Source organism: Mesorhizobium sophorae, assembly GCF_002270415.1.
GTDB lineage: Bacteria > Pseudomonadota > Alphaproteobacteria > Rhizobiales > Rhizobiaceae > Mesorhizobium > Mesorhizobium sophorae.
Genome location: NZ_NNRI01000008.1, coordinates 75,630 through 91,723 on the forward strand (window position 1 = coordinate 75,630; position 16,094 = coordinate 91,723).

Sequence of the window (16,094 nt, forward strand, 5' to 3'; positions counted from 1 at the left end):
GCTCGCCATGCCTGTGGACCGGGATGGAACGTCTGGACACAAGCGGCGAAGGCTGAAAATGTGGTTACGTCGTCTGGGTTGCAGAAGCTCGCTCGGAACACAAGGAGGATGGCGCTGAATCTGGAAGACATTGCCGGCCATCCAGCCCTGCATCGCCATGTTCAGGCACAGTCGCTGGCGCTGATCCACATCTATGAAGAGAGCCCACGGCTGGCTTCCATTTTCGCCACGCAGCAGCGTTGGTTGATGGGCCATGTCGGACTTGCCATGCATTTCAGGCGTGACCCGCACGATCGCAGCAAGGAACTGACGGTGTCGCGTTTCATCGAGGTCGTGCACCAGCACGCGGTGGCCAGCCGCAACACCGCTGACGCTTTCATCAAGGAGATGCTGCACTACCACATCGCCGAATATGTGTCGGGTGGCGACGGCCGCACGCACCCCCTGCAGCCGACGGCGGCCACCGTGCAAACGTTTACCGGCTGGGTCCTCGCCCATCTGCAGACGCTGGATCAGCTCGACGGCGGCGATCGCCTGACGAGGTTCCTGGAGCGGCCCGAGATGGTTGCCAGGCTGCAGCCTCTTGTGGCGGATGGCCTGCTTTCCTCCAAGCCGGTGCGCGAACCCAACCAGACCTTTTCCCTGTTCATCTGGCTCAACAATGGCGGCATCGTCATGGACTGGCTGATGTCCGGCATCGATCCCGATCATGCCGGCCTGGATCGGATTCCAACCAGCGTGGTTTCGATCGGCGAGTTCGCCAGATGGCTCAAGCTCTCGCGGACCCATCTTGCCCGCAAGCTGCGCGCGGCCGAGAATCTCGGCAGCATCGGCTGGCTCGGCCCGCGCGGCCATTCGGTGATGTGGGTGTCGAAGACGTTCTTCCAGGAGTACATGACCGTCCAGGCCGCCAAGCTGGCCATTGTGGATGCCGCTTTCAACGCCTGTTTTCCGCCAAGCGAGGCCCGCCGACAATCGCCGTGACATCGGCCTGCCCCACAGGGAAATCGTAGGTCAAGCACCAAACCCACGATGCTGTGAACCGGCATCGGCGGACTGCTTCTGGACACAGAAGCGTAAGGCTGAAAATGTGGTTGGGTCTTCGCAGCCGTCAGGCCGAATCGGAGCAGGGGGAGAATGGCGCTGACCTCGGAGCTTATTGCCGGCCACCCGGCATTGTATCGCTGTGTCCGTGCCCAGGCGCAGGCGCTGATCCAGGCCTACGGAATGAGCCCTCGGCTCTCGTCGGTGTTCGCCACCCAGCAGCGTTGGCTGATGGCGCATATCGGCCTCGCCCTGCATTTCAGGCGGAAGCCTGATGACTACCGCAAGCAACTGACGGCGGCACGTTTCATCGACGTGATCCGCCAGAACGCTGTCGCCAGCCGCAACACCGCTGACGCCTTCATCAAAGAGATGCTGCATTACAATTTCGTCGAGCTTCTGCCGACAGCGCAGGACGGGCGCATCCGACCGATACAACCCACAGTAAACACGCTGGAGACGGTCGCCGGTTGGATGATGGCGCATCTGCACACGCTGGACAGCCTCGACGGCGCGAACCGTCTGGCGACGTTCCTCGAACGGCCCGACGCGCTCGCCAGGGTGCAGCCGCTGGTGGCCGACGGCCTGGTCTCCTCCAACCCCGTCCGCGAGCCCAGGCAGACCTTTTCCCTGTTCACCTGGCTCAACAATGGCGGCGTCGTCATGGACTGGCTGATATCGAGCGTCGATCCCGATCATGCCGGACTTGATCAAATCCCGACCGGCATCGTCTCGATCGGCGATTTCGCCAAATGGCTCAAACTGTCGCGAACCCATCTGGGGCGCAAGCTGCGTGATGCCGAGGACCTCGGCAGCGTCGGCTGGCTCGGCCAACGCGGCAATTCGGTGATGTGGGTGTCGGCCGATTTCTACCGCGAATACATGACCGCCCAGACCGTGAAGCTGGCCATCATCGATGCCGCCTTCGTCGAGGCCTTCGGCTTGCCGGCAGGCAGATGATCGGTGCAGCATCCCCCGTGCGGGGGATGCATGGGAGCCCCGGCGTCCTTAATCGATGTCGAACGAAACGCCCTGCGCCAGCGGCAGCGCCTTTGAATAGTTCACCGTGTTCGTGGCGCGGCGCATATAGGCCTTCCACGCATCGGAGCCGCTCTCGCGACCGCCGCCGGTTTCCTTCTCGCCGCCGAAGGCACCGCCGATCTCGGCGCCCGAAGTGCCGATGTTGACATTGGCAATGCCGCAGTCCGATCCGTCGACGCCGAGGAAGCGCTCAGATTCCTGCAGGTCGCGGGTGAAGATCGACGACGACAGCCCGGCGCCAACCGCGTTGTGCTCGTCGAGCACGGCGTCGAAATCCGAATATTTCATCACATAGAGGATCGGCGCGAAGGTTTCTTCCGTCACCGGCGAAACCTGTTTGGGCATTTCGACCAGCGCCGGATGCACATAATAGGCGTCCGGATGGCCGTTCTCGACCCGGGCGCCGCCAGTCACCTTGCCGCCATGTGAACCCGCCTCCTTCAGCGCCTTCTGCATGGCGTCGAAGGCAGCCTTGTCGATCAGCGGCCCGACCAGTGAAGAGGTCTCCAGCGGATTGCCGACCGAGACGCTTTCGTAGGCCTTCTTGAGACGTGGAACCAGGGCGTCATAGACGCTGTCATGCACGAACAGGCGCCGCAGCGTCGTGCAGCGCTGTCCCGCCGTGCCCATCGCGCCAAAGGCAATCGCGCGCAGCGCCATGTCGAGATCAGCAGTCGGGCAGACGATGCCGGCATTGTTGCCGCCGAGTTCGAGCACCGCGCGGGCAAAGCGCTTGGCCAGCCGCGGGCCAACGTCGCGGCCCATGCGCGTCGAGCCGGTGGCCGATACCAGCGGCACCTTGGGATGATCGACCAGGATCTCGCCGACGGCGCGGTCACCGATCAGCACCGGCGCCAGGCCCTGCGGCGCGTCGGTGCCGAAACGCTTTACCGCGCGGGCAAAAATCGCCTCGCAGGCGAGCGCCGTCAGCGGCGTCTTTTCCGACGGCTTCCACACCACCGCGTCACCGCAGACCAGCGCCAGGGCTGCGTTCCAAGACCACACCGCGACCGGGAAGTTGAAGGCGGAAATGACGCCGACAACGCCGAGCGGATGCCAGGTTTCCATCATGCGATGGCCCGGACGCTCGGTGGCGATGGTCAGGCCGTACAATTGCCGGGACAGACCGACGGCGAAATCGCAGATGTCGATCATCTCCTGCACTTCGCCAAGCCCCTCGGACGGAATCTTGCCGACCTCGATCGAGACCAGCCGGCCAAGCTCGGCCTTGTGCGTGCGCAGCTCCTCGCCGAGCAACCGCACCAGTTCGCCGCGCCGCGGGCCCGGCACCATCCGCCACGCCTGGAACGCCTTGTGCGCGGCATCGATGGTCTTGGCCGCATCGGCCGGCGAGATCGTCTTCAGCGCCGCGATCTGCTCACCCGTCACCGGGCTGCGCACGATCAGGTCGCCGCCGACAAGCGCGTCCTTGGCCACACCCAGTTTCGCTAGCAGCTCGGCCGTTTCCTTCGCTATGGTCATTTTTTGTCCCTTTCAGATCCCGTCGCCATCATATGGCGCCGGATTAAGCCGCGCGCCATGTCGCCTGCGTGCCGAAAAGGCACCTCAGGCACTGTCATGGCGTGGCATTACTCGTTCCAGGGGAAAATCGCCACCCCGGCATGGTCCAAGCCGAGAGCAGACCGTTGAACCAGACCAAAAGTCAGTCATTTCGCCGTGCGGGCAGATCCCCGTACCGCACCGTCTTTCATCAGCCGGTCGATATGCATGCGGATATGGGCGGCTTCCGCGGCCGTGTTGGCGAGCGCGATGGCGCGGTCGAAGGCGACACGCGCCTCTTCGCCCCGGTCAAGCTGCATCAATAGGCCACCCTTGAGGCCGAAGAAGTGGAAATAGCCGGAAAGCCTCTGTTCGAGCGGCTCGATCATGGCGAGCGCCTCCGCCGGTCCACTCACCTTTGAGACCGCGACCGCGCGGTTGAGCGTGATTACCGGCGACGGCTGCATCTGTTCGAGCAGGCCATAGAGCAGATCGATCTCCACCCAATCGGTGTCCTCGGCCTTGTCGGCTCGCGCATGCAGCGCGGCAATCGCGGCTTGCACCTGGTAGGGACCGGGTTGGCGATGGCGCAGCGCCTTGTCGACCAGCGCCAGCCCCTCGTCGATCATCTTGCGGCTCCACAGGCTGCGATCCTGATCCTCAAGCAGCACGATCTCGCCGTCTTCATCGAAACGGGCCGGCGCGCGCGCATGCTGCAGCAGCAGCAGCGCCGTCAGCCCCATGATCTCCGGCTCGGTCTGGAACAGCCTGAGCAAAAGCCGCGCCAGCCGGATCGCCTCCTCGCACAGCGGTGCGCGGGCCGGCGCCTCGCCGCTGTTGGTCGAGTAGCCCTCGTTGAAGATCAGGTAGACCATGGCGGCGACAGCGGCGAGCCGTTCCGAGCGCTCGACCGCGCCCGGCGTCTCGAACGGCACGCCGGCGTCTGCAATGCGCGCCTTGGCGCGGGTGATGCGCTGTTCCATGGCGCTCTCGCCGACCAGGAAGGCGCGCGCGATCTGCTTGACGGTGATGCCCGAGACGATGCGCAGCGCCACCGCGATCTGCTGCGTCGGCGACAGATCGGGATGACAGCAAATGAACAGCAGCCGCAAGATGTCGTCGCGGTAATGCGCGCCGTCCAGCCGCTCGGCCATATCACTCTCGGCATCTTCCAGGTCGGAGATCTGGTCTTCCTCCGGCATCGGCGCCTGCTTGGCACGCTTGCGTACCGCATCGATGCCGCTGTTGCGGCCGACAAAGATCAGCCAGGCCGCCGGATCACGCGGCGGCCCGTTCTGCGGCCAGTTCTTCAAGGCTCTGAGACACGCATCCTGGAAAGCTTCCTCCGCCGTATCGAGATCGCGGAAATAACGCAGCAGCGCGCCCATCGCCTGCGGACGGGCGGTGTTGATTGTCGAGCTTATCCAGGCGAGTTCGGTCATGCGGGAATCTTGTTGGTGTGAAACATCTGAACCGGCCGGATCTCGTAGGAGCCGCCGCTCGGGTTGACGTCGGACAGTTCACGGGCGAACTCGACAGCCTCGTCGAGATCTGCGCATTCGAGCGTGTAGAAGCCGAGGAATTGCTCCTTGGTCTCCGCGAAAGGCCCGTCGATGACGACGGCTTCGCCCTTGACCTTTCTCAGCGTCGTCGCCGCCGTGGTCGGCAACAGCCGCGCCACTGGGCCAAGTCGTCCGGCCTGGACGTACTTTTCCTGAACGTTGAGAAGCTTGCCTATGACTTCATCGTCCTGCGCCTTGCTCCACGAGCTGACGACGTCTTCGGAGGCATAGCAGAGGATTGCGTAGAGCATGGTTGGTCCTTTTCTCTGTCAAAGGACGAAACACTAGGACCGATCCCGACACGACGTCGATAAAAAAGTCTGGGTGCCGCGCATTTGGTAACCGCCCTTGCCGCCGGTTAGCTTTCGCGCACCTTTAGCCATCTCAGCACGAGAGCTTCCTCGCTATCGAGACCGTCTATCGAGCGCTTGCGCTTGTTGGCTTGCGCCATTTCGTCGAGCAATCGTCCTTGCGACCAGGCCTCGAACACCTGCGGATGGATATAGCATTTGCGGCAGACGGCGCGCGTATTGCCCAGTCGCTCGGCGACCTCGTCGATGACGCCGTTCATCACCCGCTTTTGCTGCGCCTGGCTTTCCGGCAATTCCGCCTGCGCAAACAGTGACGCGGCATGGATGGTGCCGCCCCAGGTGCGGAAGTGCTTGGAGCTGAACGCATCGCCGGCGGCCTCCCTGATATAGCTGTTGACGTCCTCTGAACGGACCGGCCGCCTGTTGCCGTCTTCATCGAGATACTGGAACAGTTTCTGGCCCGGCAGGTCCTGCGCGCCGCGCACGATCCCAGCCATGCGGCGATCCACCAGCTTCAGCTTCCACTCCTTGCCGGACTTGCCCTTGAAGGCGAAGCGCAGGCTTGAACCGACGATGTCGACGTGGCGGTCGCGCAATGTGGTCAGCCCGAAACTCTTGTTGTCGCGGGCATAGGCGGCGTTGCCGACGCGGATCATCGTGTTGTCGAGCAGCCAGACGACGGCAGCGACGACACGCTCGAGCGGCAGGCCGCGACGGCGCAGATCGCCGTCGATCCGGCGCCGCAGGGCCGGCAGGCTTTCGGCAAAGGCGACAAGGCTCGAATATTTGGCGCCGTCGCGTTCTTCGGCCCACAGCGGATGGTAGCGGTACTGCTTGCGTCCGCGCTGGTCCCTGCCGGTCGCCAGGATATGGCCGTCGGCGTCCGGCGAAATCCACACATCCGTCCAGGCCGGCGGAATGACGATTGCCTCGATGCGCGCCCGCGTGACGTCGGGAACTGGCCGCCCGTCCGGTCCCTTGTAGGAAAAACCCTTGCCTGCCTTCAGCCGCCTTATGCCGGGCTCGGCATCGCTGACATAGGTAAGCGATGCATGATCGGCCGAGGTTTGCGCCCCGTTCTTCGGCACAGCATCTTCGTCAGCCGGCCGGCCGTGCGACGATCCGGATTTTTGCAGCATGTCTGCTCCACGCAAATATCCGTAGATAAGCTGCGGGCCGATTGCTGGTTCCAAAGGTCGTGCGAAAAGCCGGCGACAGCGCTGGCGCCGAGCCTGCTTTCAGGCTTTTTCGAGCACAACCGGAATGACGTCGACAGCCTGTTCGCCGACCTGTCCGCCGGTGGTCTTGAGCACGCCGACGATCGGCGCCACGTCCGAATAGTCGCGGCCGTAGCCGACGGTGATGTGGTCGTTGCTGGCCCGCATGCCGTTGGTCGGATCGAATTCCTGCCAGCCGGCGTCCCGCCCGCACCAGACCTTGACCCAGGCATGCATGGCATCGGCGCCTTCCAGCCGAGGCTTGCCCTTCGGCGGGATGGTGCGCAGGAAGCCGCTGACATAGCCGGCCGGAATACCGAGCCCGCGCAGGCCGGCGATCATGATGTGCGAAAAATCCTGGCAGACGCCGCGCTTCAACCTGAAGGCGTCGCTGGCCCGGGTCCGCACCGTCGTCGCCTCGCCGTCATAGGTGAAATCGCGATGGATGCGATTGCACAGGTCCATCGCCGTGCCGGCGGCGGAGCCGCCGACGCTGCCTTGCGCATAGAGGGTGATCGCACCATCGATGCCAGCATGGGTGCTGCCCGTCAGGAAATGATGCGGTGCATCTGACGCCAGCGACCGCACTGCGGCGAGTTCCTGCCTGAGCCGGCCGATATCCGGCGACACGTCGAGCCCGGGCTCGGGCCGTGACACCGATACGCGTGCGCTCATCCTTATGTCGAGCGCGTCATGCGCGTCGCGAAAGGCGATCGAGGTGACGTTGTTGCCGAAGAAGTCCAAAAAATCCGAACGCTCGTTGGGCGCCGGCGCAAAGGACAATGACGCGGCGATGACGCGCTGCACGCCGGAAATCGTCGATGGCAGCACGCGGATCTGGTGGCGGCCGCCGCCGGCCGCCGCGGCATAGTCGTAATGGAGATGGAGCCGGATGTCGTAAAGCATGCGCTACTTTTCTTGTTTTGGCGCAGGGTCTTGTCGCAAAACCATGTGACCCTTTTGCGGAACCTGCCTAGCCGAAATAGGCTTTGGCGAGGCTGTTGTAGAGGCCGCCGATTTCATAGGCGAGATCGTCCAGCGCCTTTGCCGTCATGTCGGAAGGCTCCTTGATGGCGATCTGGGTGTTGAGCTGCAGGATCTCCTTGGCCGCCGGCGACATGTGCCCCTCGCCGCCGAGCGACGGCAACAGGCCGATCTCTGCCTTCAACCGTTCGAGCTGGAACAGGATGGAGCGCGGATTGAGCGGGTCGAGCGCCAGGAGATCGACCACCGTGCGCCGGCCGGCCTGCACCGGATATTGCCGGCGGTGGGTCATCACGCTGTCGCCGATCTCCAGCATCATGTCGAGCGCGCCGTCCGGCGCCTTGGCGCCGGTCAGCCGGGACAGCGTGCGGGCGATCTGGATGCCGCGCTCCAGCCGCCGGCCGATCTCGAGGAAACGCCAACCGGCGAAGCGGTACATGTTCTCATGCAGCAGGCCGGAGAAGCCGGCGAGCTTGCGCAGGATGACCGTCATGGCCCGTGTCGCGTCGTCGCCGGGCGCCACCGTCGTGGCGAACTGATGGATGGTCTTCGACAAATCCTTGAGCGCCAGCCAGCCATCGGGTGAGAACCGGTCGCGGATCTGCCCGGCGCTGTAGACGGCGCTATCCAGCGTCCCGATCAGCCCCGACGGGATCGCCGTCTCGACATCGATGCCGAAAGGCTCGAGATAATCCCTGATGTCGGCAAGCAGCGGCATGTCGGGGTCGGACGTCTCGGCGAGCCGCACATGATAGGCGCGCAGGATGCGCACCGTGTCTTCCGAGCGTTCGATGTAACGGCCGAGCCAGGTCAAGTTTTCCGCCGCCCGGCTGGGCAGGCTGCCCGGCCTGGTGCGGATGAAGCTGTCACCCTCTTGCGGCAGCAGCGTCTCGCGCTCCACCGGTCTGTCGCTGACCACCCAGACGTCAGCCGCCTGGCCACCACGTTGCATGGCAATCGCCGTCGGATCGAGCGACAGGCCGACGCGGGCAAAACCGCCCGGCATCACCGTCCAGCCCTCGGGCGTGCGCGCCAGATAGACGCGCAGGCTCGCCGGCCGTGGCTCCAGCCAGCCGCCGACAAAGACCGGTGTCGTTGAAAGCGTCACCGCTTCCTGGCCGACGAAGGCGCCGCCTTCACCTTCGATGCGCGCCACCAGCTCAGCCCGCTCCCCGGCGGAAAGCGCCGAGCCGAGCTTCGTCTGGTTGTCATCCTCGAACGCAAGCCGTGTCGACAGCGCCGGACCGATCACCATGCGGTCGATATTGGCAAGCACATGCGCGCGCTCCGTCACCTGCCCGCACCACCACGTCGCGACGCTCGGCAGCAGCAATTCCTCGCCCCGCAAGGCGCGCGAGATCTTGGGCAGGAAGGCGAGCAGTGCGCGTGTTTCCATCAGGCCGGAGCCAAGCGCATTGACGGTCGCAACCGCACCCCGGCGGATCGCCTCGACCAGGCCCGGGGTGCCGATCTGCGAATCCGGGCGCAGTTCGAGCGGATCGGCGAAGGCAGCGTCGAGCCGCCGCCACAAAACGCTGATCGGCATCAGGCCGGAGACCGTGCGCACCATCAGCCTGCCGCCGGAGACGGTCAGGTCCTCGCCTTCGAGCAGCATGATGCCGAGATAGCGGGCGATATAGGCGTGTTCGTAATAGGTTTCGTTGAGCGGCCCCGGCGTCAGGATGGCGACACGGCCGTCGGTTTCCTTGGCCATGCCGATCAGCGCATCGCGAAAGCGGCGGAAGAAGCCGGCAAGGCGGTGCACATGCATCTCGCCATAGATATCGGACAGCGCGCGCGTGGTGGCGACGCGGTTCTCCAGCGCAAAGCCGGCGCCGGATGGCGCCTGGGTGCGGTCGCCCAGCACCCACCATTGGCCGTCGGGCCCACGGCCGAGCTCGAACGCACAGAAATGCAGAAAATGGCCGCCAGCCGGCCTGGTGCCGACCACTGGCCGCAAATATTCCGGGCTGGCGGCGATCAGCCCCGCCGGCAGGATGCCTTTTTCGACCAGCCGGTTCGGCCCGTAGATATCGGCAATCGTCTCTTCGAACAGTTCGGCGCGCTGCACGAGGCCGGCGCTGATTGCGGCCCACTCGCTGTCCTCGATGAGCAGGGGAACATGCGCCAGCGGCCATTCGCGCTCATTGGCGCCGGCCTTGTCATAGACGCGGTAGTAGACGCCGGCGTCGCGCAGATACTGGTCGGCGCGGGCGAAGCGCTGGCCGAGCTTCTCAGCCCCGAGTTCGTCGAGGGCCTCGATGAAGTGCTTCCAGACCGGACGGGGAGTGCCTGACGCATCGACCATCTCGTCGACGACGCCCTCGATCGGCTGGTAGTGCTCCAGCAGGCTGTGGATCTGCGGCTTGCCGCGTACCCTTTTGTGATTCCCCTTTGCCATCGTTGATCAGAGTCTTGCCGGCCGCCGAAGGTCAAGGGTCATCGGGAAATCTTCCGCCGGTTGTTCCTCACGCAGCACATAGAAGGACGGCGTATGGCCGCGCGGTTCGAAGCGGGCAAGCCGCCGTGCCTCCGCCTCGTTGCCGTTGACCGGGAAGGTGTCGTAGTTGCGCCCGCCCGGATGCGCGACATGGTAGACGCAGCCGCCGACCGCGCGGCCCGACCAGCGGTCATAGATGTCGAAGACCAGCGGCGTGTTGACCGGCAGCGCCGGATGCAGGCCCGAAGCCGGCTGCCACGCCTTGAAGCGGACACCCGCCACCGCCACCTCGCGGTTGTCGGTGACCTTCATCGGCACGATGCGGCCGTTGCAGACCACCGCATGACGCTCAGGGTTCAGCCCCTCGGTCTTGACCTGCAGCCGTTCGACAGAGGAATCGACGAAGCGCACGGTGCCGCCGATCGCTCCCTGTTCGCCCATCACGTGCCACGGCTCCAGCGCCTGCCGCAGCTCCAGCTTGATCCCGGCGTGCTGGACCTCGCCGCAGAACGGGAAGCGGAATTCGAGCTGGGCATCGAACCATTCCGGACGGAACTCGAAGCCGCTGAGCTTGAGATCGTCGAGCACGTCGAGAAAATCCGCCCAGACATGATGCGGCAGCATGAACCGATCATGCAGCGAGGTGCCCCAGCGCACGAAGCGGCCGTCGAGCGGGTTCTTCCACGCGCGGGCAATAATGGCACGGACCAAGAGTTGCTGCGCCAGGCTCATGCGCGCATTGGGCGGCATCTCGAAGCCACGGAACTCGACCAGGCCGAGCCGGCCGGTCGGTCCGTCGGGCGAAAACAGCTTGTCGATGCAGATTTCCGAGCGATGCGTATTACCCGTGACATCGGTCAACAGGTTGCGGAACAGCCGGTCGACCAGCCACGGCAAAGGTGCAGCGCCCTGGTCGGGATGCGGCACCTGCGCCATCGCGATCTCGAGCTCGTAGAGGGAGTCGTGACGCGCCTCGTCGAAGCGCGGCGCCTGGCTGGTCGGGCCGATGAACAGGCCGGAGAACAGATAGGACAGCGACGGATGCCGCTGCCATTGCAGCACCAGGCTCTTCAACAAATCGGGCCGGCGCAGGAACGGACTGTCATTGGGTGTCGCGCCACCGACGACGACATGATTGCCGCCACCGGTGCCGGTGTGTCGTCCGTCGATCATGAACTTGTCGGCGCCAAGCCGGGTCTGCCGCGCCTCGTCATAGATCGCCGTCGTCGTCGCCACGCAATCCTGCCAGTTGGCGGCGGGATGAATGTTGACCTCGATGACACCGGGATCGGGCGCGACGCGGATGACATTGAGGCGCGGATCGTGCGGCGGGCCATAGCCTTCGATATGCACCGGCAGACCGATGGTCCGCGCTGCATTCTCGGCAGCCGCCACCAGTTCAAGATAGTCTTCGAGCGCCTCGACCGGCGGCATGAAAACGCAGAGCCGCCCGTCGCGCGGCTCGACCGAGAGTGCGGTGCGCACCGCGCCGCCGATCTCGGTGATTTCCTGTTCGACCCGGTCCTGTTGGCCGCTTGCCGCGGTGAACGACACCGCCTGCTGGCGGCGCGCCATTTCATCGGCGCCTTCAAGCTCGGCCGGAGCCGCTATGGGAAGGATCGCCTCGCGCGCCGGCAACGGCCCGCGCGGCAGCGACGGATCGACCGGCACGATATAGGGGAACTGCGCCGGCGGCACATAGGGAAGCGTGCCGAGCGGCAAGCGATAGCCGACCGGGGAATCGCCCGGCACCAGGAACAGCCGGCCGCGCCGCGTCTTCCACTTTTCCGACCGCCAGCGCGGTCCCGACGCCTGGCTGTTCCAGCGCTGCACCGGCAGTACATAGCCGGACGGCTTGGTCAGCCCGCGTTCGAAGACTTTCGCCATGCGGCTGCGCTCTTCCGGATCCTCGAGCTTGGAGTTGGAGGGATCGACATTGTCCGGCAGCTTGCCTTCCTTGAGCAGCCACTCGGCCGGATCCTCATAGGCTTCGCTGACCATGGATTTTTCGATGCCGAGCTCGCCGGCAATCGCGGTCAACAGGCTTTCGGCCTGTTTCGGCCCGACATCGGCCGCGCTCTTTTCGCGCGCGATCAGCGACGGGTCGCTCCACACCGGTTCACCATCGGCGCGCCAGTAGAGCGAGAAGGTCCAGCGCGGCAGGCTTTCGCCCGGATACCATTTGCCCTGGCCGTAGTGGAGAAAGCCGCCCGGCGCGAAGCGCTCGCGCAACCGCCGGATCAGCGCATCGGCCTTCTCGCGCTTGGTCGGCCCAACGGCAGCGGTGTTCCACTCCGCGGATTCGAAATCGTCGATCGAGACGAAGGTCGGCTCGCCGCCCATCGTCAGCCGCACGTCCCCTTCCGCAAGTGCTGCATCGACCTTGTTGCCGAGTGCATCGAGCGCCTGCCAGCTTTCATCCGAGAACGGCTTGGTGATGCGCGGGTGTTCGGCGATGCGGTCGACCCGCATCTCGAAGCCGAAATCGACATTGGCAAAGCTCGCCATGCCGGAAATCGGCGCCGCATTGCGGAAATGAGGCGTGGCGGCGAGCGGCACATGGCTCTCGCCGGTGAGCAAGCCGGAGGTCGGATCGAAGCCGATCCAGCCGGCGCCGGGAAGATAGACCTCGCACCAGGCATGCAGATCGGTGAAGTCTATCGCCGTTCCCGGCGGTCCGTCCAATGCGACGAGATCCGGCTTGAGCTGGATCAGATAGCCGGAGACGAAGCGCGCGGCGATGCCGAGATTGCGCAAGATCTGCACCAGCAGCCAGCTTGAATCGCGGCACGAGCCTTTTTTCGCGGCCAGCGTCTCTTCCGGCGAGAACACACCGGTCTCCATGCGCACGATATAGGCGATTTCGCGCTGCAGCCGGGCATTGAGGTCGACGAGGAAATTGACGGTATTCTTTGCGTTGCGGTCGATGGTCCCAAGCAAGGCCGAAAGCAGTGGACCGGCCGGCTCCGGTGTGCGGTAGATGGCGAGATCGTCGCGGATCTCTTCCGGGTACTCGAACGGAAACGCCTCGGCCGACGGCTCGACGAAGAAATCGAACGGATTGTAGACCGTCATGTCGGCGACGAGATCGACCTCGATCTTCAGTTCCGTCACCGGCTCGGGAAAAACGAAACGGGCGAGGAAGTTGCCGTAGGGGTCCTGCTGCAGATTGACGAAGTGGTTCGCCGGTTCGACCTTCAGCGAATGGCTCAACACCTTGGTGCGGGAATGCGGCGCCGGCTGCAGCCTGATGATCTGCGGTCCGAGAACCACCGGCCGGTCATATTTGTAATGGGTCAGATGGTAGACAGCTGCCAGAATTGCCATGGGGCCCCGGAGTTCAGCGTTTCAAACGAATTCGCTGAACCCTGACACAAATGGCGGCCATTCTCCAAGCAGAGATGTTGCGGTGCACCTAATTTAAGCAGGTGTGCCGGCTTAGAAAAACGCCTGTAGGCCCGTCTGTGCCCGTCCCAGGATCAACGCATGCACGTCATGCGTGCCCTCATAGGTATTAACGGTCTCCAGGTTCTGCGCGTGGCGCATGACGTGGTAGCCGATCTGGATGCCGTTGCCGCCATGCATGTCACGGGCCTGGCGGGCGATGTCGAGCGCCTTGCCGCAATTGTTGCGCTTGACGATCGAGATCATTTCCGGAGCCATCTTGCCTTCATCCAGCAACCGTCCGACGCGCAGGCTGGCCTGCAATCCAAGCGCGATCTCGGTCTGCATGTCGGCGAGCTTCTTCTGGTAAAGCTGCGTGCCGGCCAGCGGCTTGCCGAACTGCTTGCGGTCGAGGCCGTACTGGCGGGCGCGATGCCAGCAATCTTCCGCGGCACCCATCGAGCCCCAGGAAATGCCGAAGCGGGCGCGATTGAGGCAGCCGAACGGGCCTTTCAGTCCGGAAACATTGGGCAGCAGCGCGTCCTCGCCGACCTCGACGCCTTCCATCACCACCTCGCCGGTGATCGAAGCCCGCAGCGACAGCTTGCCGCCGATCTTCGGCGCCGAAAGCCCCTTCATGCCCTTTTCCAGCACGAAGCCGCGGATTTGGTTGTCATGCGCCGATGATTTCGCCCAGACGACGAACACATCGGCGACCGGCGAGTTGGAAATCCACATCTTCGAGCCGGAGAGCTTGTAGCCGTTGGCCGTCTTCTCGGCGCGAGTCTTCATGCCGCCCGGATCGGAGCCGGCATCCGGCTCGGTCAGGCCGAAACAGCCGATCCATTCTCCGCTGGCAAGCTTGGGGAGGTACTTCTTGCGCTGCTCATCCGAGCCATAGGCGTAGATCGGGTACATCACCAGCGACGACTGGACGCTCATCATCGAGCGATAGCCGGAATCGACGCGCTCAACTTCACGCGCGACCAGCCCGTAGGTCACGTAGTTGGCGCCAAGCCCGCCAAACTCCTCGGGAATGGTGATGCCGAGCAGGCCGGCCTCGCCCATTTCACGAAAGATCGCCGTGTCGAACGTCTCGTTGAGATAGGCGTCCTCGATCCGCGGCGCCAGCTTGTCGGCGGCGAAGGCCGCGGCGCCATCGCGCACCATGCGTTCGTCTTCCGAAAGCTGGCTCTCGATCAGGAATGGGTCTTCCCAGACGAATGCATTCTTGTCGGCGGTCATGGCTCTCTCCCAACTGATGCAGGTCGCCCAAAAGTGTGCAGCGGTTTTGGCATGACGACATGCATGAAGCAAAATCTTGGCCCGGCTTATCGACCCGCGGCTCAAAAAAATCAAACGAAATTGCTTCGCCGATCAATGAGCGTTAGTAATGGATCATGAGTGTCCAGCGCCGTCTTTTGCCCAACATCAGTGCCCTTGCCGCCTTCGAGGCAGTGGCCCGCCTCGGCAGTTTCACCGCTGCCGCCCAGGAACTCGACCTGACCCAGGGCGCGGTCAGCCGGCAGATCAGACTGTTGGAGGATCAGTTCGGCCGCCGGCTGTTCGAACGCGACAGCCGCAATGTCAGGCTGTCGACGGCAGGCGAAGTCTACGCCGACGCGGTACGGTCGGCGCTTGGCCAATTGCGTGACGCCGCCCTTGGATTGATGAGCAATCGGCATAGTGGCATCCTGAACCTTGCCATCTTGCCGACCTTCGGCACGCGCTGGCTGATGCCGATGATCCCCGATTTCGTCGAAAAAAATCCTGATATCACCATCAACTTCGTCACCCGCGTCGGTCGCTTCGACTTCGCCCGCGAGCGGCTGGATGCCGCCATCCACTACGGCCTGCCGGACTGGCCGGAGGCGGACTCGACGCTGCTGGTGCGCGAAACCGTGGCGCCGGTCGTGTCGCCCGAGTTCCTCGCCGGCCGCGCCAACGCCACACCGGCAGATATCGGCCGCCTGCCGCTGCTGCACATGACGACGCGCCCCGGCGCCTGGACGGAATGGTTCGAGCACCAGGGCCTGAGCGCGCCGACCGGACCGGGCATGCAGTTCGAACAGTTCGGCACCGCCGCCCAGGCCTGCATGGCGGGCCTCGGCGTGGCGCTTCTGCCGCTGATCCTCATCGCAGGCGAATTGCAGCGCGGCCAGTTGGTGCCCGCGCCCGGCAAGCCGATGCAAAGCCGCAGCGCCTATTATCTCGTCGTCCCGCACGACAAGCGCGGCCACCCGCCGGTCGCAAGCTTTCGCGACTGGCTGCTGATGCACATCGGGTTGCGCGAGGGCATTCGCAAAGGTGTGGAGAGTGGCCCAGGCATCCCCGCGGAGCAGGTTTGATCGGCTGGAAGCAAGATACAGCGGACAGCCTTGAGTACTGGCGGCTTCGAATGCCTTCCAGTGACCTTTACGGGCGGTGGCGCCGCCCCTCACCTGCCTGCCGGCATCCTCTCCCCGTATAGTGACGGGGAGAGGGGGCTGTCTTTGGCGATTTCACCAATCGCCAGCGTTTCAAGAAGAGTGACGGCGATGCGGCCAGCCCTTTCTCCCCGTCACTATACGGGGAGAAATGCCCGGCAGGGCAATGAGGGGCGGCACCGACC

At 64.3% G+C, this 16,094-nt stretch carries 11 protein-coding genes; 3 read left to right on the forward strand and 8 right to left on the reverse strand.

Annotated features, from left to right (window positions below; genetic code table 11):
- Positions 1-108 precede the first annotated feature (108 nt).
- Together CGZ66_RS12565 and CGZ66_RS12570 are read left to right on the forward strand one after the other, a co-directional pair.
- Entirely contained in the window at positions 109-984 is an 876-nt protein-coding gene (locus CGZ66_RS12565) for a hypothetical protein (protein ID WP_167392094.1), read from the forward strand.
- A 153-nt stretch (positions 985-1,137) separates the two neighbouring features.
- Positions 1,138-2,004, forward strand: coding sequence for a hypothetical protein (locus CGZ66_RS12570; RefSeq protein ID WP_095084474.1), 867 nt, complete (start codon positions 1,138-1,140; stop codon positions 2,002-2,004).
- Between the two features lie 48 nt (positions 2,005-2,052).
- On the opposite strand, the gene amaB is transcribed toward CGZ66_RS12570, so the two are convergent.
- The 8 genes from amaB to CGZ66_RS12610 all read right to left on the reverse strand — a co-directional run bounded on the left by amaB (position 2,053) and on the right by CGZ66_RS12610 (position 14,728).
- Positions 2,053-3,567 (reverse strand): L-piperidine-6-carboxylate dehydrogenase, encoded by a 1,515-nt coding sequence (gene amaB / locus CGZ66_RS12575; protein WP_095084475.1) that lies wholly within the window; start codon positions 3,565-3,567, stop codon positions 2,053-2,055.
- A gap of 185 nt (positions 3,568-3,752) precedes the next feature.
- On the reverse strand, positions 3,753-5,027 hold the full coding sequence (locus CGZ66_RS12580; protein ID WP_095084476.1) for an RNA polymerase sigma factor: 1,275 nt from the start codon (positions 5,025-5,027) through the stop codon (positions 3,753-3,755).
- Complete coding sequence (locus CGZ66_RS12585) at positions 5,024-5,398, reverse strand: YciI family protein (RefSeq protein WP_095084477.1); 375 nt, start codon at positions 5,396-5,398, stop codon at positions 5,024-5,026. The genes CGZ66_RS12580 and CGZ66_RS12585 overlap by 4 nt, the downstream gene beginning before the upstream one ends.
- A 107-nt stretch (positions 5,399-5,505) precedes the next feature.
- Positions 5,506-6,597, reverse strand: a complete 1,092-nt coding sequence (locus tag CGZ66_RS12590; RefSeq protein WP_095084478.1) for a DNA topoisomerase IB — start codon at positions 6,595-6,597, stop codon at positions 5,506-5,508.
- A gap of 99 nt (positions 6,598-6,696) precedes the next feature.
- Entirely contained in the window at positions 6,697-7,581 is an 885-nt protein-coding gene (locus CGZ66_RS12595; RefSeq protein WP_095084479.1) for a transglutaminase family protein, read from the reverse strand.
- A 67-nt stretch (positions 7,582-7,648) separates the two neighbouring features.
- Positions 7,649-10,060, reverse strand: a complete 2,412-nt coding sequence (locus CGZ66_RS12600; RefSeq protein WP_095084480.1) for a circularly permuted type 2 ATP-grasp protein — start codon at positions 10,058-10,060, stop codon at positions 7,649-7,651.
- A 6-nt stretch (positions 10,061-10,066) separates the two neighbouring features.
- Positions 10,067-13,426 (reverse strand): transglutaminase family protein, encoded by a 3,360-nt coding sequence (locus tag CGZ66_RS12605; RefSeq protein WP_095084481.1) that lies wholly within the window; start codon positions 13,424-13,426, stop codon positions 10,067-10,069.
- 111 nt (positions 13,427-13,537) lie between these two features.
- Positions 13,538-14,728 (reverse strand): acyl-CoA dehydrogenase, encoded by a 1,191-nt coding sequence (locus tag CGZ66_RS12610; RefSeq protein WP_095084482.1) that lies wholly within the window; start codon positions 14,726-14,728, stop codon positions 13,538-13,540.
- 155 nt (positions 14,729-14,883) lie between these two features.
- Between CGZ66_RS12610 and CGZ66_RS12615 the strand changes: the two genes are divergently transcribed.
- The gene (locus CGZ66_RS12615) at positions 14,884-15,831 is read left to right on the forward strand and encodes a LysR family transcriptional regulator (RefSeq protein WP_095084483.1); all 948 of its coding nucleotides are present in this window, start codon (positions 14,884-14,886) and stop codon (positions 15,829-15,831) included.
- Positions 15,832-16,094: the final 263 nt, after the last annotated feature.